15 protein-coding genes are annotated in these 18305 nt (G+C 46.0%); 11 read left to right on the plus strand and 4 right to left on the minus strand.

All coding sequences use genetic code 11. The annotated features are described in order from the left end of the window. Window positions 1-6 precede the first annotated feature (6 nt). The gene (locus R2J37_RS08115; RefSeq protein WP_316264461.1) at window positions 7-1356 is read right to left on the minus strand and encodes a uracil-xanthine permease family protein; all 1350 of its coding nucleotides are present in this window, start codon (window positions 1354-1356) and stop codon (window positions 7-9) included. A 186-nt stretch (window positions 1357-1542) separates the two neighbouring features. On the opposite strand from R2J37_RS08115, the gene R2J37_RS08120 reads away from it, so the two are divergent. Genes R2J37_RS08120 through R2J37_RS08130 form a run of 3 tightly spaced genes read left to right on the plus strand, consistent with a single transcriptional unit; the run spans window position 1543 to window position 4509 of the window. Beyond that, entirely contained in the window at window positions 1543-2415 is an 873-nt protein-coding gene (locus R2J37_RS08120) for a DegV family protein (RefSeq protein WP_230106288.1), read from the plus strand. A gap of 5 nt (window positions 2416-2420) precedes the next feature. Continuing rightward, window positions 2421-3350: a DMT family transporter gene (locus R2J37_RS08125; protein ID WP_316264464.1), complete on the plus strand. Its 930-nt coding sequence runs from the start codon at window positions 2421-2423 to the stop codon at window positions 3348-3350. A gap of 34 nt (window positions 3351-3384) precedes the next feature. After that, window positions 3385-4509, plus strand: coding sequence for a DUF362 domain-containing protein (locus R2J37_RS08130; protein ID WP_230106286.1), 1125 nt, complete (start codon window positions 3385-3387; stop codon window positions 4507-4509). Between the two features lie 3 nt (window positions 4510-4512). Here the strand turns inward: R2J37_RS08130 and R2J37_RS08135 are convergent, their stop codons facing one another. Together R2J37_RS08135 and R2J37_RS08140 are read right to left on the minus strand one after the other, a co-directional pair. Then, window positions 4513-6303 (minus strand): vWA domain-containing protein, encoded by a 1791-nt coding sequence (locus R2J37_RS08135; protein ID WP_316264466.1) that lies wholly within the window; start codon window positions 6301-6303, stop codon window positions 4513-4515. 99 nt (window positions 6304-6402) lie between these two features. After that, window positions 6403-7347 (minus strand): AAA family ATPase, encoded by a 945-nt coding sequence (locus tag R2J37_RS08140; RefSeq protein WP_316264468.1) that lies wholly within the window; start codon window positions 7345-7347, stop codon window positions 6403-6405. Between the two features lie 193 nt (window positions 7348-7540). On the opposite strand from R2J37_RS08140, the gene R2J37_RS08145 reads away from it, so the two are divergent. From R2J37_RS08145 to R2J37_RS08165, 5 genes are all read left to right on the plus strand, one after another. Beyond that, window positions 7541-9013 (plus strand): carbon starvation CstA family protein, encoded by a 1473-nt coding sequence (locus tag R2J37_RS08145; protein WP_316264469.1) that lies wholly within the window; start codon window positions 7541-7543, stop codon window positions 9011-9013. A 109-nt stretch (window positions 9014-9122) separates the two neighbouring features. Further along, window positions 9123-10913: an ABC-F family ATP-binding cassette domain-containing protein gene (locus R2J37_RS08150; RefSeq protein WP_316264471.1), complete on the plus strand. Its 1791-nt coding sequence runs from the start codon at window positions 9123-9125 to the stop codon at window positions 10911-10913. Window positions 10914-11037: 124 nt separating this feature from the next. Further along, window positions 11038-11595 (plus strand): acetolactate synthase small subunit, encoded by a 558-nt coding sequence (gene ilvN / locus R2J37_RS08155; protein ID WP_316264473.1) that lies wholly within the window; start codon window positions 11038-11040, stop codon window positions 11593-11595. Window positions 11596-11651: 56 nt separating this feature from the next. Then, window positions 11652-12671 (plus strand): ketol-acid reductoisomerase, encoded by a 1020-nt coding sequence (gene ilvC, locus R2J37_RS08160; protein ID WP_230106280.1) that lies wholly within the window; start codon window positions 11652-11654, stop codon window positions 12669-12671. A gap of 205 nt (window positions 12672-12876) precedes the next feature. Beyond that, window positions 12877-13518, plus strand: a complete 642-nt coding sequence (locus R2J37_RS08165; protein ID WP_230106279.1) for a type I phosphoribosyltransferase — start codon at window positions 12877-12879, stop codon at window positions 13516-13518. Between the two features lie 90 nt (window positions 13519-13608). Here the strand turns inward: R2J37_RS08165 and rpsT are convergent, their stop codons facing one another. Next, window positions 13609-13872, minus strand: a complete 264-nt coding sequence (gene rpsT / locus R2J37_RS08170) for a 30S ribosomal protein S20 (RefSeq protein ID WP_230106278.1) — start codon at window positions 13870-13872, stop codon at window positions 13609-13611. Between the two features lie 183 nt (window positions 13873-14055). Between rpsT and gpr the strand changes: the two genes are divergently transcribed. The 3 genes from gpr to R2J37_RS08185 all read left to right on the plus strand — a co-directional run bounded on the left by gpr (window position 14056) and on the right by R2J37_RS08185 (window position 18298). Continuing rightward, window positions 14056-15012 carry a GPR endopeptidase gene (gpr, locus tag R2J37_RS08175; RefSeq protein ID WP_316264476.1) on the plus strand — a complete coding sequence of 319 codons (957 nt, stop codon included), beginning with the start codon at window positions 14056-14058 and terminating at the stop codon, window positions 15010-15012. A gap of 90 nt (window positions 15013-15102) precedes the next feature. Then, complete coding sequence (locus R2J37_RS08180) at window positions 15103-16284, plus strand: stage II sporulation protein P (RefSeq protein ID WP_316264477.1); 1182 nt, start codon at window positions 15103-15105, stop codon at window positions 16282-16284. A 91-nt stretch (window positions 16285-16375) separates the two neighbouring features. Then, window positions 16376-18298 (plus strand): DNA gyrase/topoisomerase IV subunit B, encoded by a 1923-nt coding sequence (locus tag R2J37_RS08185; protein WP_230106275.1) that lies wholly within the window; start codon window positions 16376-16378, stop codon window positions 18296-18298. The last annotated feature ends 7 nt before the right edge of the window (window positions 18299-18305 follow it).

The following is an 18305-nucleotide window of genomic DNA, read 5'->3' on the forward strand; positions in this document are numbered from 1 at the left end:
AAATAGTTAGCTTTGAGGTTTTTCTGCTTCTTTTGGCAGGATGACATTCAGGATAATAGCCATCAGTGTAGCAACAACTACCGGTGAGCTTCCGAATACCGTTGTCACCCATTCCGGGAAAGAGGCCAGAGAAGCGGAAGCCTGGGTAATGCCCATACCAAGGGCAACAGAAAGTCCTACGATCGAAGTGTTGCGGAAGTTCATTTCCTGCTGGAAGATCAGCTTGATCCCTGTCATGGCGATGGAGGCAAACACAGAAATGGTGGCGCCGCCCAGCACACATTGAGGAATAGTAGTTAAAAGACCGGAGAATTTCGGCACAAAACCGGCGATCATCAGGATAATAGCAGCAAGTCCCAGCACGCACCGGTTAATTACCTTTGTAGTGGTAACGATACCGACATTCTGACTGTAAGTTGCAGTCGGAAGTCCGCCGAAAAAGGCACAGAGGATATTGCTGATTCCGTACATGATGATACCGCCCTGGAGTTCTTTATCTTCCGGCATACGGTTCATACTTCCGGAAGTGGTTGCAGAGAAGTCTCCGATGGCCTGGATAGAATTAATGGCAAACAAAAGTCCGATGGCCACACAGGCGGAGGGTTCAAAGCTTATAGAAAAATGCAAAGGCTGGGGAAGCTGGAAAAGCCCCGCCGACTGAACCCCTGACAGATCCACCAGCCCGAAGGGGATAGCAAGAAGGTATCCCGCAATGATACCGATCAGAATGGAAGCTAACTTCAGGAATCCTTTTGCAAAATGATTCAGACCTGTCACAACTGCAAGGGTAAAGAAGGCTACCAGCCAGTTCTGCCAGGAACCATAATGATCACTGGAAGTTCCTCCTGCCATGTAGTTGACAGCAGTGGGATACAGAGAAAGTCCGATGGTGAAAACAACAGTTCCGGTTACAAGGGGCGGGAAAAGGACTCGGATCTTCTTGATGCAGAAGCCTACTATGATGGCAATGACGCCGCCCACAACCTGTGCTCCAAGGATGGTGGCAATATCGTAAGTTCCGGCAATCGCCTGCATGCTCGGTACATAGGCGAAGCTGATTCCCAGAATGACCGGGAGGGCGCTGCCCAGCTGAAAATTCCTGAATTTGATAAAGGGGAAGAGCTGAAGCAATGTGCTGATAGCGGAACAAAACAGAGCAGCCTGAATAAGGATGACCCTGTCACCGGCATTGATGCCGGCGACTCCGGCAACGATAATAGACGGAGTGACACACCCCACGATCATGGCAACTACATGCTGCAGAGACAGAGGCAGTGCCTGCCCGAAAGAGGGGATGCCGTTCAGCTCAAAAACGGATGCATGTTTTTGTGTGACAGATGAGTTTGAATTTGACATAATTTCCTCCTGAGTAAAATATAGATTTACCTTTTGTTTCTATTAGTAAAGAAAATGAAGATAGAAACTACCTTATTACTTTATCACTAATAGGGGAAAATGCAAAGAAGAAAATCTGCTGTCTGGTAAATTTGTACGGAATGAGATATAATGGATGAGATGTATAAGCATGAGGAGGAATATCAAATGGCAGATTATGTAATTACAACAGATTCTAACTCTGATGTGCCGGAAGAGTTTCTGAAAGAAAATCAGATTCCTGTTATACCGCAGTATTATATGTTCGGCGATACAGTGTATGGTGATGAGCTTAAGATGGAGCCGAAAGAATTTTATGAGACAATGCGTAAGGGTGAGCTTCCTAAATCTATGGCAAATAATCCGGAGGTAATCCGTGAAACGTTTGAAGCAATCCTGAAAGAAGGAAAGGATATTTATCACATTGCTTTTTCCAGTGCACTAAGCGGAAGCTGCGGAAATGTACAGATAGCCGCAAGAGATCTTATGGAGAAATATCCCGGAAGAAGGATCCTTGTATTTGATTCTCTGAATGCCTCTCTTGGAGAGGGAGTATCTGTGTTCAGAGCAGTACAGCTTAAGAAGGAAGGAAAGACACTTGATGAACTGGATGCGGTTCTCCGGGAAGAAAGAGAGTGTATCAATGTGATTTTTACTGTGGATGATCTTCATCATCTGCAAAGAGGGGGCAGAGTATCTAAAACGACGGCAGTTGTAGGAAGTGTGATCAATATTAAACCTTTGCTTACTGTCACCGCCGAAGGAGAACTGAAGTCAGACGGGACAGTAAGAGGACGGAAAAAGGCTTTGAAGACTTTAGTGCAGCGGATGGAGCAGAGCCTGGATACTGAAAAGTTCGGAAAAGACAGAATGGTAGCCATTGTTCATGGAGACTGCCTGAAAGAGGCAGAGGAAGTGGCGCATTATGTCAGAGAAATGGGCTTTGAAAAAGTAGTGATCAATGATGTGAGCCCAAGTATAGGGACTCATGCAGGACCGGGAGTAGTGGGTCTGATCTTTTACGGGAAAAAGGTTGGATAGCATACATGGAAAACAGATTTACAAATATGGAGCGAAGAGAGAATCTCAGGGGGATGTCGATTGCCCTGATCGGCGGAATCTTCTGGGGGCTGGCCGGAGTGTTCGGACAGTATCTCTTTGAGTACAAGGGGACAAATGCCAGATGGCTCGTCAGTGTAAGACTTATCATTGCAGGCCTGCTGCTGCTTTCTACAGTATGGATTAAACAAAGAGATACCTTCTGGAAAATATGGACAAGAAAGAGAGATGTCCTGACTCTGCTGCTTTTTTCTGTGTTTGGAATGGCGGGATGCCAGCTTTCCTATTATACGGCAGTAGAGCTTTCCAATGCCGGTACTGCTACTGTTCTGCAGTATACTGCTCCGGTCATGATCCTGGCTTTTGAGGCCGTAAAAGACCGGAGAAGACCGGATAATTTTGAAATTGCAGCCCTTATATTTGCGCTTGTGGGAACATTTTTTCTCGCTACGCACGGAAACATTCAGTCTATGCCCATATCAACGGACGCCCTTATCTGGGGGCTGATGTCGGCAGTCATGATGGCGGTTTATAATCTGCTTCCTATCAGGCTGATGAAAGAATACGGAACATTCTGTGTGATCGGCTGGGGAATGTTTGCAGGAGGCATTATACTGTCAGCATTTACACATCCATGGCATGTGGCCGGTCAATGGGATCTGCAGGCGGTTGGGGCCCTTGCAGTGGTTATTGTAGTAGGAACGGTCCTTTCCTTTTCATTTTACATGGAAGGAGTTCGAATGATAGGGGCCGCAAAAGCGAGTCTTTTGGCGTCGGCCGAGCCTGTTACAGCAACGATTGCTTCTGTGTTTATGATGCATGTGGCTTTTGCGGGAATGGATCTGATCGGTATTATCGGTATTTTAACGGCGGTTCTTTTATTGTCTGCACCGGGACTCAAAAAGGCGGGCCGGTAAGATAGAAAATAGATGGGTAAAGGAGAGGAATAGAATGGAAAAATCAAAAGTTTATTTTACGGATCTTCGTGCACTTCCCGGTACAAACCTGCCGGGCAAATTGCAGAAATTAATGAAAAGAGCAGGAATTGGAGAGATTGATTTTGAGAAAAAGATGGTTGCGATCAAGATACATTTTGGAGAGCCCGGCAATCTGTCCTTTCTCCGTCCTAATTATGCAAAAGCAGTTGCGGATGTAGTAAAAGAGCTGGGAGGGAGGCCTTTTCTGACAGACTGTAATACGCTGTATGTGGGACGCCGCAAGGATGCACTGGAACATTTGAGCGCCGCCTATGAAAATGGTTTTAATATTCTGTCTACAGGCTGCCATATCATTATTGCAGACGGCCTGAAGGGAACGGATGAAGTGTATGTACCGGTAGAAGGCGGAGAACTTGTCAGGGAAGCAAAGATCGGCCGTGCCGTTATGGATGCGGATATTTTTATAAGTCTGAATCATTTTAAAGGACATGAGGCGACCGGATTCGGAGGAGCGCTGAAAAATATCGGAATGGGATGCGGAAGCCGGGCCGGTAAAATGGAGCAGCACAACAGCGGAAAGCCTACTGTAGACAGAGAGCACTGCGTGGGATGTAAAGTCTGTTCCAAAAACTGCGCGCACGGAGCAATCTCTTTCCCGGAAAACAAGGCAAGCATTGACCATGAAAAATGTGTAGGATGCGGACGCTGTCTGGGGGCATGCAATTTTGACGCCATTTATAATGAGAACAGTTCTGCTGTGAAGGAACTGGATATGAAGATTGCAGAATATACCAAGGCAGTCATTGACGGACGTCCGAATTTCCATATCAATCTTGTGATAGATGTGTCGCCGTACTGTGACTGCCATGCAGAAAATGACCTGCCGATCCTTCCGGATGTCGGTATGTTTGCGAGCTACGATCCGGTTGCACTGGATCAGGCCTGCGCAGATGCGTGCAATGCACAGCAGCCGATCCCGGGAAGTCTCCTGGATGACAATATGCATGCCAGCGATTTCTGTGATCACCATGATCATTTCACGAATACCACACCGGAAAGTGAATGGCAGACCTGTCTGGCGCATGCGGAGAAGATTGGCATCGGAACGCGGGAATATGAGCTGATAGAAGTAAAATAGGTTTTATAAAAGATTGGATGAGGCGTCGGTATATACCGGCGCCATATTCAGTTTTTGGATCTGTTTCTGGATCAGCAGCCCGGCAGCCCGGGAAAAGTGTTCTATTTTCTCGATGCGGACAAAGTCATTCCCGAATATGCTCTTTGCAGCAGCCGCGTCGCCGTCCTCACCAGTAAGTATAGCGCATACGTGGATTCCTGCTTTTCGAAGCGCGCGTACTTCTCTGGCTGTGTCGGTGATCCCTGCCTGCCCTGAATAATCCCTGCTTACGTGGGAAGCGCCGGGTGATCCCAGGGGAATGCGGTGATCGTCGTTGGGACTTGCATCTGTCAGGATGATCAGGATTTTATTCCTGGCAGGAGAGGAGTGCATCAGCTCTCCAGCGCCTCTTAGGGCAAGCCCGTCCCTGTTCCAGCCGGCAGCAAAGTAGCGGAAGAGAGAACGGCAGTCCCCGGATATTCCGTCGCTGTATTGGAGAAAACGGTTCATTACAGTAAAGCCGCGTATACTTAGATAAGAGTATACCTGTACAGGGATATCGCATTTTTGCAGACTTTTGGCAATAACATAACCCTGGCAGGAGATGAGTTCCTGATATTCCAGGCGGGAGGCAGACGCATCCAGCATCAGATCCACAGAAAAATCAACAGAGTTTTCTTTCAAAGTGTCAGTAAATACTCTTGGATCATTAAGATACAGACCCCGCCAGATCAGGCCGGGACAGAAACGGCCGCTTCTGGCAGGAAGGGGCAGAGACTGAGGATATACCAGCAGAGCGTTTTTGATCTGTTCCGTCAGATGAAGGATACTGTTCCGGTAAAAGACCCGACGGCTTCTGTAGTGGGCCAGGTTTTGCTGATATTGCCTGTGGGCATCAGACCGGACTTTCTCCACAAGGGGATCTGTATCCGGGACAGAGGAGAGTTCTCCGTCTGTAAAATGAAGATGACAGTTCCGGTGTGCCAGTGTGCAGAGACTCTGCTCGATCGCTTCATTTTCCGCATCTGTATAGATGGATCTTCCAAAACATCCTTCTATATAGGAAAAATCTTCCGGAGAAGAAAACTGCTTCTTTCCAATACCGCCTTCCCGGATGGTGAGACGTCCGCCTGTCCGGGAAGGACTGACTCCGGTGAGAAGATATTCAGTGCGGACTGTTTTTGAGGGAAGGTGTCTTAACATACGCCGTTGAAAAGATGATCTTAGGTTTTGAAAGAAGGAAGGTTTTGCAAGGTTTTCCCGGAAGAAAAAATATTTTCGGAAAATAAGGAGAGACTGATCGTAGATTTCCTGCGTGTTCATATTACCGCTGTACTGCAGATCACGAAAAAGATTCCGCTCCCATGGATTGAGAAGGGAAGCTTCTTTGCCAAGTATAAGCCGGCATCTGGCTGCCTGCAAGGCATAAACCAGGCTGTTTTGAGCCATCCATTGCTGGCGGGAACGGAACTGTTCCTGCTCAAAAAAGAGACGGGCGTGCTCCAGGCGTAATTCCTCAAGAACCGGACGCTGTTTCACTTCCTTTTCGTAAGCGCAGTTTTCCAGCGCAACCCACAAAAGGCCATCCAGTGTTTCATGGAAAAAAGAGCGGCCGGCAAGATCAAAAAGCCGGTTTATGATTTCCGGCTCATACCATTTCCGGACATATCCGATGATTGAGTTCATATAAAAATCGGGCGTTCCATCCTGGAAAAAGGAGAGGAAAGCCGGTGTAAAGCTGTAATCTCCAGCGGCGGTCCAGACGATGTTCATAGCACGCCGCTGTTCTTTTGAAACGGAATGTTTTTGCTGCATTGTATTATCCTGCTTCTTGCTGTAAATTTGTTTTTTTTAATCTGGTTATGGCCGGCAGCCGGGCGTCTCTTCTGAAGAATACCGTAATGCGGCCCGAATCTACAAGTCAAATAATTTTCCGGGGTCTGTTTTGGCAGAAAACCGGGAGGAGATGATATCCCGGACCAGTGACTGCTCATAGGGATCCGGGGTTTTACCGGTGATACCCATATGAAGAGCAGGATATACCTCAAGTCCGCCTTCTATCATGCGAAGGGCGCCTATGAGTCCGCGGAGGTCCAGTACTTTTTCTGTCAGTTCACCGCTTCTGCATTTGGAACGGATGTCCAGGAAAAGAGCAGTGAACTGCTTTCGATATTCTTTGCGGAGAGAGGGAAATTCTTTTTCAAGAAGTTTCTCTAAATTTTCAGATTCAATTTCCGGCATCTGCAGTACCATGAAACGGGAAGAGAGGGCTTCATTTACTTCTCTGGTTCCGGCGTAGCCGTAATTCATAGTGGCTATGAAGCGGGAAGCTTCGTGGATCTTTATCGGTCCGTATCCCGGGATCTGAATGGATTTCCTGAAATCCAGAAGGGAGTGAAGGACGGCCAATGCCTCGTTGCGTGCCATGTTGATCTCATCCAGTATGCAGAATCCTCCGGCAGAAGCGCATTGGCATACCGGACCGGGACGAAAGACAACTTCCCCGTTCTGGAAGGTATCTGTTCCGAGCAAAGAGGAGGCGTCTGTATTGATGTGAAGGGAAACGTTCCAGACGGGACGTCCGAATACAGCAGCCAGATTTTCTGCAAGGACATTTTTGCCTGTGGCTTTGGCTCCGGCCAGCAGGAGATTTTCGCCGGCCAAAAGAGCGTGCGCAGCCTGCTCCCATACTTCTTTCCCATAATAGAAATATCTGGGCGGAACAGCAGCTGTTTCATCAGGCGGAAACTGCTTCCTGTAATCCCGGATTCCATTGAGAACGCCGGGAGATATATGTTCTTCTTCGAGATAAGTAAAATAATCAGTCACGGTATTTCCCCTTTTCCTGTTGGTATTCATTCAGACCGGATCGGCCGGATCTGACAGAAATATTATAGCACTTGACAGCTGCAATGAAAATATGATCAATTTAACCATGACAAATTTAACATCGAAATGAGGATAAATTTGCACCTTTACTTTTAGAAAACAGGTTGTTATACTGTTGAGTTGTGTGAAAAATCATATGGAAATGAGAAAAGGAGGGATTCATATGATAACTTTTATCATTGGTCTTGCAATTCTTTTTGTAGGGGCAGCTCTCTACGGAAAGTTCTGTGAGAAAGTATTCGGTCCTGACGACAGGAAAACACCTGCCTACTCCAAACAGGACGGGGTTGATTATGTTCCTATGCGAGAGTGGAAAAACAGTCTGATCAACCTTTTGAACATTGCAGGTACCGGACCGATCCTTGGACCGATCCAGGGTATTTTATTCGGGCCTATCGCTTTTATTACAATTCCTATCGGAAATATCATCGGCGGTGCGATGCACGACTATTTTTCCGGTATGATCTGTCTGCGTGACGGCGGTACACAGATGCCGGATATGATCCGCAGATACAGCAACAAGGGCGTATATACAGTATACCAGATTTTCTGCAGTCTGCTGCTTCTTCTGGTAGGAGCGGTCTTCATCTATACACCTGGAGATATTGCGGCAACACAGGTGTTTGGATTTGATGGAAAGGCAACTTCTGTATCTACATGGGTGATCTATGGAGTTATTTTTGTTTACTATCTGATCGCGACAGTATTCCCGATCGATAAGATCATCGGACGTATCTATCCGATTTTCGGTGGGATTCTCCTGTTCTCCGCGATCGGAGTATTTATCGGTCTTTTTGTAAAGGGATATCCGCTGATGGAGCTGTGGGATAACTGGAATGGCGTTCTTGTTCCTTACGGGGATTATTTCAGCGCCAATCACTTTATTCCGATTTTCTTTATTACAGTAGCCTGTGGTATTTTGTCCGGATTTCATTCTACACAGACAGCCATTATTTCACGTACCATGAAGAGTGAGCGCCAGGGCCGCATGACTTTCTACAACATGATGGTTCTGGAAGGATTCATTGCAATGGTATGGGCTGCAGGAGCTATGGGGGCTTACAACCTTGGCCTGCAGGCAGCGGACGCTTCTCTGGCAACCGCAACCATCGGTGTGATCTGTAAGGATATTCTTGGAAATGTCGGCGGTATCATTGCGCTTCTTGGAGTCATTGTGCTTCCGATCACATCAGGAGATACGGCGCTTCGTTCTCTCAGACTGGCAGTTGCAGATGCGTTCCATCTGGATCAGACAAATGTGAAAAAGCGTTTGTCCCTGGCCGCGGTGATCTTCATTCTTGTGGCGGTAATTCTTGTATTTGCAAAGAGCAATGCAGACGGATTCAATATTTTGTGGCGTTACTTCGCATGGTCCAATCAGACGCTGTCTCTGTTTGCATTCCTGGCAATCTCTGTCTGGATGTTTGAAAACAATAAGGCTAAATTCGTCTGGATGCCTATGATTCCGGGTGTCTGGTATGCATTTGTCACAATCACATATATCGTAAACGCAAAAATCGGATTTAATGTACCATGGGGCGGCGCATATGTGATCGGTGCTGCAGCAGCGATCATCTACGGCGGCGTGATCATCTGGTACGGCAAAAAACGCGCTTCACAGAAGAAATTTATCTGATGGCAGATAGATGAACGGATGTGAAATGAGAAAGAGGGCAGGGCTTTACAAGTCCTGTCCTTTTCTTTATGATTAATGTGAAAGACATACAGGCGGAGGAACCGACACAATGAATTTTATAAATATTGAACATATCAGTAAAATATACGGCGGAAAAACGATTTTTCAGGATGCTTCCTTCGGAATCCAGCAAGGGGATAAGATCGGGATCGTGGGGATCAACGGGACGGGAAAGACGACACTTCTTAGGATGACGGCAGGCCTGGCAGAACCTGACGAAGGACAGATTGTTAAACAGAATGGAATGAAAATGGCATATCTTCCACAGATGCCGGAATTTCCTGCAGAAGCTACTGTGCGTTCCTATGCTTTTTCAGGAGAGCAGGATTATGACTGGAAAGTACAAAGTTATCTGACGAAGCTTGGTATTACTGATTTCGAGGCCAGGATTGCCAGCTTATCCGGTGGTCAGAAGAAAAGAACAGCTCTTGCTAAGGTGCTTGCACAGTCATTTGATGTGCTTCTTTTGGACGAGCCTACCAACCATCTGGATGAAGAGATGATCCTGTGGCTGGAAGATTACCTGAAAGCTTTTCGAGGAACAATCCTGATGGTGACCCACGACCGTTATTTCCTGGATAAAGTTACAACAAGGATCCTGGAGATCGAAGGAGGGAAGCTGTATAGTTACGATACCGATTATTCAGGCTTCCTGGAACGTAAGACGCAAAGAGAGGAGAGGGAACTGGCTGCAGAGCGGAAGAGAAAAAGTGTCCTTCGCATGGAGCTTGAGTGGGCCAGCAGAGGATGCAGGGCCCGCACGACCAAGCAGAAGGCGAGACTTGACAGACTGGAGGCTTTAAAGAATGCGAAAGGCCCTTCCGGGGAGGTTAAAGCACAGATTGATTCTGTTGAGACAAGGATGGGAAAGAAAACGATAGAACTGTATGACGTCAGTCATTCCTATGGTCAGCGTCAGCTGATCCGGGATTTCAGCTATATATTCCTGAAAAATCAAAAGGTAGGAATTGTGGGACCCAACGGGTGCGGGAAATCTACGCTGCTCAAGATCATTGCCGGATTGATCCGGCCTGATGCAGGCAGAAGAGAAGTGGGTGAGACAGTAAAGGTCGCCTATTTTTCGCAGGAACTTCCTGAAATGGATGACAGCCGGCGTGTGATAGACTATGTAAAGGATATAGGGGAGTATATTCAGACTACAGAGGGGCGGATCACGGCATCGCAGATGCTGGAACGTTTTTTGTTTACTCCGGATATGCAGTATGCTCCCATTGAAAAGCTTTCCGGTGGAGAGAAAAAGAGACTTTTTCTTCTCGGGATTCTGCAGTCTAATCCGAATTTCCTTGTGCTGGATGAATGTACCAATGATCTGGATATTCCTACGATGACGATTTTGGAGGATTATTTAGCCTCTTTTGTGGGAATTGTTGTGACGGTGTCCCATGACCGGTATTTTCTTGATAATGTAGCGGACAGGATACTTGCCTTTGAAGAAGGCGGAATATTGAGACAATATGAAGGAGGCTACACGGATTATATCAGTGCACGGGATGCTGATCAGAAGAAAAAGAGTGTTGGATCGTCAGAAAGTGAAAAAGAGAAAAAGGCGGAAACAGTCCGGCAGTGGAAGGAGAACCGCCCGTCCAGATTAAAGTTCAGCTATAAAGAGCAGAAAGAATACGAGACAATCGACGGTGATATTGCACTGCTGGAAGAAAAGCTGCAGAAACTGGAAGGGGAGATAAATGAAAACGCCACCAATTCAGTAAAACTGGGTCAGCTTATGAAGGAAAAGGATGAGACAGAAAATTTACTGGAAGAAAAAATGGAGCGCTGGGTTTATCTGAATGATCTGGCAGAGAAAATCGCTCTGCAGTGATACGTTTTCAGAAAATACAGTTATGAAGTTTCCGGAAAGCTATTGACAAAGGGGTAGGAACTTGTTATTATAAAAAAACAGAACGCACTCTGTTTTTGTAAAAAGAAAGAAAAGAGGTGCTTGTATGAAACGAGTTTTTTCGTTGCTGGTAGATAATACACCAGGTGTGTTAAGCCGTATTTCAGGGCTGTTCAGTCGAAGGGGCTACAGTATTGACAGTATTACAGCAGGAGTAACTGCAGATCCCAGATTTACAAGGATCACGATTGTAGCAAGCGGAGATGAACTGATCCTGTCACAGATTGAAAAGCAGGTACGCAAGCTGGAAGATGTCATTGAAATCAAAGTGCTGAAGGAAGGGGAGTCTGTATACAGGGAACTGATCATGGTAAAGATCAGAGCCAATGCTTCCGAGAGAGCAGAAGTCATATCCCTGGCCGATATTTTCCGTGCCAAAGTAGTGGATGTAGAAAAGGAATCACTGATGCTTGAGCTGACTGGAAATCAATCCAAACTGGAGGCCTTTTTGAATCTGCTTGACGGGTATGAAATACTGGAACTTGCCAGAACCGGAATTACGGGGCTTTCCAGAGGTATACGGGATATCACCTGCATTGACGAGAACGGCCAGAAATGGACATGGAGTTCGGATGAGGAGAACAGACAAAATACAGCAAGCTAAAGGAGTTTCCTTTAACGAATATAAAAAAGAAATCAAAATTTTAGGAGGAATGCAACATGGCAGCAAGAATTTTTTACCAGGAAGACTGTAATATGGCAGCACTGGAAGGACAGAAAATCGCAATTATCGGATATGGAAGCCAGGGACATGCACATGCCCTGAACCTGAAAGAATCAGGATGCGATGTTATTATCGGTCTTTATGAAGGAAGTAAATCCTGGGCAAAGGCAGAGGCACAGGGATTCCAGGTTTATACAGCAGCAGAGGCTGCAAAACAGGCTGACGTGATCATGATTCTGATCAATGATGAGCTGCAGGCTGATATGTACAAGAAGGATATTGAGCCAAACCTTGAGGAAGGAAATATGTTGATGTTCGCTCATGGATTCAACATTCATTTCGGATGTATCAAACCTCCGAAGAATGTGGATGTTACAATGATCGCTCCGAAAGCTCCGGGACATACTGTAAGAAGCGAGTATCAGGCTGGAAAAGGAACCCCTTGTCTGATCGCTGTTGAGCAGGATGCAACAGGAAAAGCATGGGATCGTGCACTGGCTTACGGACTGGCTATCGGCGGAGCAAGGGCAGGACTTCTGGAAACTACATACCGTGTAGAGACAGAGACAGACCTCTTTGGAGAGCAGGCTGTTCTGTGCGGCGGCGTATGTGCATTGATGCAGGCAGGTTTTGAGACATTGACAGAAGCCGGATATGATCCGAGAAACGCATATTTTGAGTGTATTCATGAAATGAAGCTGATCGTTGACCTGATTTATCAGAGCGGTTTTGCAGGAATGAGATATTCTATCTCTAACACAGCAGAATATGGCGATTATATTACAGGACCGAAGATCATTACAGAAGATACAAAGAAGGCAATGAAGAAAATCCTTTCAGATATCCAGGATGGTACATTTGCAAAAGACTTCCTGACAGATATGTCTGATGCGGGACGCCAGGTACATTTCAAAGCAATGAGAAAACTTGCTGCAGAGCATCCGGCAGAAAAGATTGGTGAAGAAATCAGAAAACTTTACAGCTGGAACGGCGAAGACAAACTGATCAACAACTAATTTATACCGAAATTCAAAGGAAAATGAAAAGATACGTGCGAATGATGTGCGTATCTTTTTTTGTTCGATAGGAAACTCTTTGTTCCAAATTTATCTGATAATAATGAATTTTTGGATTATTTATGATAAAATACAAATCAGATATTAGATTTTCAAAGAATCCAATTTAAGAAAAAATGAAAAGCAGAAAGGAGGAGTTTTAGTTATGGACATTCAGTTTGAAGATCTGCGCTCATGGAAAAATCCGAAAGCACGTGTAAAGATTATGAGAGGACATTTTGTTACGACTCATTCCCACGTCAATACCTACATTGATCTGTCAACCATAAAATCACGCTGTAATAATGCTCGTGAGACAGCAAAAGTGCTGGCAGAGCCATATCTTTCCTCGGTTGAGATTGATACGATTGTCTGCCTTGACGGTATGGAAGTGGTGGGTACTTTTGTGGCAGATATACTTTCCAGACCGGGAACGGTATCTTTGAACAGCGGAAAAAATATTTCTCTTGTCACACCAGAGTTGAATCAGATGGGGCAAATGATGTTCCGGGACAATACAAAACGTATGATAGAAGGACAGCAGACACTGATCATAGCAGGACTTATTACTACCGGAAAAACGATGATGCAGGCAATTGAGAGTGTTCTTTATTACGGCGGAAGAGTCAATGGTATCTGCGCTGCTTTCAGCCAGGTATCCAAGGTGGCCGGAATGGATATCAATGCGGTGTTTACACAGAAAGATGTGGCAGGTTATGAGAAATATGCCAACGGAGATTGTCCGATGTGCGCGGCCGGACAGAAGATAGACGCTTTTGTCAATAGTTTTGGACATTCGTCAATTTAGATTATAGCGTCAGTGTAGACTGACGCCAGCAAAAAACAAAGACAGCCACTGACGGTATGGCTGTCTTTGTTGTGTTCTTTCATTTTATGATTAAGCAATTCCGTTTACAGCTTTTGCTAAACGGGAAATCTTTCTGGCGCATGTGTTTTTATGATAAACACCCTTGCTTCCTGCTTTGTTGATCTCTACAGTAGCAATTTTAAGAGCTTCTGCAGCAGCAGCGGCATCTTTATTTGCAACAGCTGTTTCAACTTTCTTTACACAGGTTTTTACTTTAGATTTGATTGCCTTATTTCTAGCAGCCTTTGTTTCGTTTACTAAGATTCTCTTCTTAGCAGATTTAATGTTAGCCAACTTGTCCACCTCCAAATAATACTATTTCGATGATCTCGATTTCCGATTCGTTAGAGCCGGACACGGACAGTCTAACGAAACATACTCATTTATTTTATGCCAATGATTCCGGGATGTCAATACATATTTCGCAAATATTTGTAAAAACTATAGGAAAAACAAGACTGAAATGAGGGTGCCAAAATGATTGAGAAGTACAGTATTCGGACAGATCTGGCTTTAGAGCAGAAAGAGCGTTTCGAGGCGGATAACGTAGAGATTCCGGGGGTTGTTCTGGAAGAAAATTATGATGAGGAGAGGGAAATCAGAGTCACGACTGTGAGAATTACAACAGAAAACGGGGCCCGCACCATGGGAAAGCCTGTAGGGAATTATATTACACTGGAGGCGCCAAAACTGGCTGTGCCGGATGAATATTATCACAGGGAAGTATCGGAAGAAATGGAATGTTTTTTACGGCAGCTTCTTCCCGCCGAAAAGAAAGACTGTTCCGTACTTGTAGCGGGGCTTGGAAACCGTCAGGTAACTCCGGATGCGCTGGGGCCCTATGTTGCGGATAATCTGAATATTACAAGACATATTGTAAAAGAATATGGAAAATATGCGATGGGGAAAGATCGGGTTGATCCTTTGAGCGCTATTGTACCAGGAGTTATGGGACAGACCGGGATGGAGACAGTGGAGATCATACGAGGAGTGGTGAAAGAGACAAAACCGGATGTGGTTATTGCAGTAGATGCCCTGGCAGCCCGCAATTCCAAAAGGCTGAACCGGACGATCCAATTGTCTGATACAGGGATCAATCCGGGTTCCGGCGTAGGAAATCACAGGAATGCCATTACGAAAGAAACTGTGGGCGTGCCGGTCATTGCCATTGGAGTACCTACCGTGGTGGATGCAGCAACGATCGTAAGCGACGCCATGGAAAGTCTGATCCGGGCCATGGAAACATCAGATACCCTAAGAGGAGTAGGGGTGGTCCTGCAGGGATATAATGCGGCGGAAAAGTATGAACTGGTAAAGGAACTGATCGCACCCCACCTGAACGGGATGTTTGTTACTCCGAAGGATGTGGATGAGACGGTGAAGAGGATCAGCTATACTATTTCCGAAGCTCTGAATCATTTGTTCGGATCGTAATGAAAACGAAGGATCCGACCTGCTTCATTCTTTCATAAAACGGAACCGGAGGTCATATAGTGGTAAAAGATTCAGTAAGCAGGTGAGAAAGTGAAGAGGAAATGGAGGCTTAGCAGAATCGGAATAATGTGCATTTTGGTTCTGTTACTGGGATATGCCGTTGTACAGGCAGGTGTAAAACCCTGGAAATGCGGAGGAGAGAAAATAAGCGGAGCACTTTTTGGGCATGTGGAGGAGGTCTGGCTGCCCGGCTTTTCCTATGAGGAGAAAGGCGGACAGTTCTCCCTGTCCGATATGATTGCAAGAAGTACCTCGCTTCTTGTTCCGCTGGGATCTTATGTAGAAGAAAAGGAAGGAGGCGGTACAGATGTGGAAGATGCGGCTACCTATGAAATGATATTAAGCCGGCAGGCCCATGATGAAAATGAAGTCGGAGCGGATGGAAAACTGATCAGTGGAAAGGACGATTCGGCGGAAACGATACATACATCCGGGACGCCGATTGATACTTCTATTGAAAAAATGAGCGATTTTAATTATCTTCTCAGTAATTTTTATACAGTGGACAGCACTACTATGATCCGGCCTGACGAGCTGAAAGGCGGGGAGCTGATGGCAAAGAACATGAAGATCGACCAAAGTCAGGAGGGACCGAAGATCCTGATCTATCATACCCATTCACAGGAAATGTTTGCCGATTCGGTACAGGGTGATGAGTCCACCTCGATTGTGGGGATCGGGGATTATCTGACAAGCCTTTTAAATGATACCTACCATATTCCTACCCTTCATCATAAAGGCGTATACGATCTGATCGACGGAAAGCTGGATCGCAGCCTTGCATATGATATGGCGAAACCGGATATTCAGAAGATCCTGGAAGAGAATCCCACTATCGAGGTAGTGATCGACCTGCACAGAGACGGCGTAGGAGAAGGGACTCACCTTGTAACGGAAGTCAACGGAAAACAGACTGCTCAGATCATGTTTTTCAACGGTCTTAGCAAGACAAGAGCCAATGGAGAGATTGATTATCTGGCAAACCCTTACATACAGGATAACCTGGCTTTTTCCCTTCAGATGCAGGTGGCTGCCAACAACAGATATCCGGGATTTGCAAGGAGGATCTACCTTAGGGGCTACAGATATAACATGCACTTTATGCCAAAGAGTCTCCTTGTGGAAGCAGGGGCTCAGACAAACACAGTACAGGAAATGAAAAACGCCATGGAAGTTCTGGCAGATCTTCTCAATACGGTGCTGACAGGCTGAGGCAGAAGGGTGTTTTTGTTTGCACAACCCTGTATTTTATGCTAATATTGGAATGATATGGTGAAAAATCAGGAGAAGGGGTAAAAGCGATATGGCAAAGAAAAATACCTATGATGCAGATAGCATTGCCATACTGGAAGGTCTGGAAGCAGTGCGGAAACGTCCGGGAATGTATATAGGAAGCGTTTCCACAAAAGGATTGAATCATTTGATCTATGAGATGGTGGACAATGCGGTGGATGAACACCTGGCAGGATACTGCAGTGAGATCCATGTGGTCCTGGAAAAGGACGGATCCTGTACAGTAAGCGATAACGGGCGGGGCGTTCCGGTAGGTATGCATGCCAAAGGCCTGCCGGCGGCGCGTATCGTCTATACTACTTTGCATGCCGGCGGAAAATTTGATGATTCAGCTTATAAGACGAGCGGTGGACTTCACGGCGTAGGTTCCTCTGTTGTCAACGCGCTCTCATCCTATATGGATGTGGAAATCAGCAGGGAAGGATATGTGCATCACGACCGCTATGAGAGAGGAATCCCTGTTATAGAGCTGGAAGACGGACTTCTGCCCAGGATTGCCAAGACAAGAAAAACCGGGACAAAGGTAAACTTCCTTCCGGACGATACGATCTTTGAAAAGACCCGCTTCCGGGGAGAAGAGGTAAAGAGCCGTATGCATGAGACGGCTTACCTGAATCCTTCTTTGACAATTATATATGAAGACAGACGGGGCAGTGAACCGGAGAAGATCACTTATCATGAGCCGGATGGAATACTGGGATTTATTAAAGAACTCAATGAAAAGAAGGAAATCATCCATGAGCCGGTTTATTTTAAAGGAGAGGCGGAAGGCATTGAGGTGGAAGCCGCCTTTCAGTATGTCAATGAATTTCACGAAAATGTGTTGGGATTTTGCAATAATATTTATAACGCCGAAGGCGGCACACATCTGACCGGATTTAAGACAACCTTTACGACGGTAATGAATCAGTATGCAAGAGAACTCGGCATTTTAAAGGAAAAGGACAGCAATTTTACAGGAGCGGATATCCGCAACGGAATGACAGCCATTATTTCCATTAAACACCCGGATCCCAGATTCGAGGGACAGACAAAGACCAAGCTGGACAATCCTGATGCGGCAAAAGCTGTCAGCAAAGTGACCAACGATGAGATCGTAAGGTATTTTGACCGGAATCTGGAAAACCTGAAAAAGGTTCTTTCCTGTGCGGAAAAAGCGGCAAAGATACGGAAGACAGAAGAAAGGGCCAAGACAAACCTTCTGACAAAACAGAAATATTCCTTTGACAGTAACGGGAAGCTTGCAAACTGTGAGAGCAGGGATGCTTCCAAATGCGAGATATTTATTGTGGAGGGAGATTCCGCGGGAGGATCTGCCAAAACAGCAAGAGACAGAATGTATCAGGCAATCCTGCCCATCCGGGGGAAAATCCTCAATGTGGAAAAGGCGAGCATTGATAAGATTCTTGCCAATGCCGAGATCAAAACTATGATCAACGCTTTCGGATGCGGATTTTCGGAAGGATATGGCAACGATTTCGATATTACAAAGCTGCGGTACGATAAGATCATTATTATGGCAGATGCAGATGTGGACGGAGCACATATTTCCACGTTGCTTTTGACATTGTTTTATCGGTTTATGCCGGAGCTGATCTATGAGGGACATGTGTATATCGCCATGCCGCCTCTTTACAAAGCCATGCCCAAAAAAGGCGAGGAAGAATACCTCTACGATGATAAGGCACTGGAAAGATACCGGAAAACCCATGAAGGACCATTTACCCTCCAGCGATACAAAGGCCTTGGAGAAATGGACGCAGAGCAGTTATGGGAGACAACCCTCAATCCAAAGACAAGAATCCTGAAGCTGGTAGAAATAGAAGACGCCAGAATGGCTTCCGGCGTAACAGAGATGCTGATGGGAAATGAAGTGCCTCCCCGACGGGCTTTTATTTACGAAAATGCCACAGAGGCAGAGCTTGACATTTAGAAGGGAG

Source organism: Claveliimonas bilis (genome assembly GCF_030296775.1).
GTDB classification, from domain to species: Bacteria; Bacillota; Clostridia; order Lachnospirales; family Lachnospiraceae; genus Claveliimonas; species Claveliimonas bilis.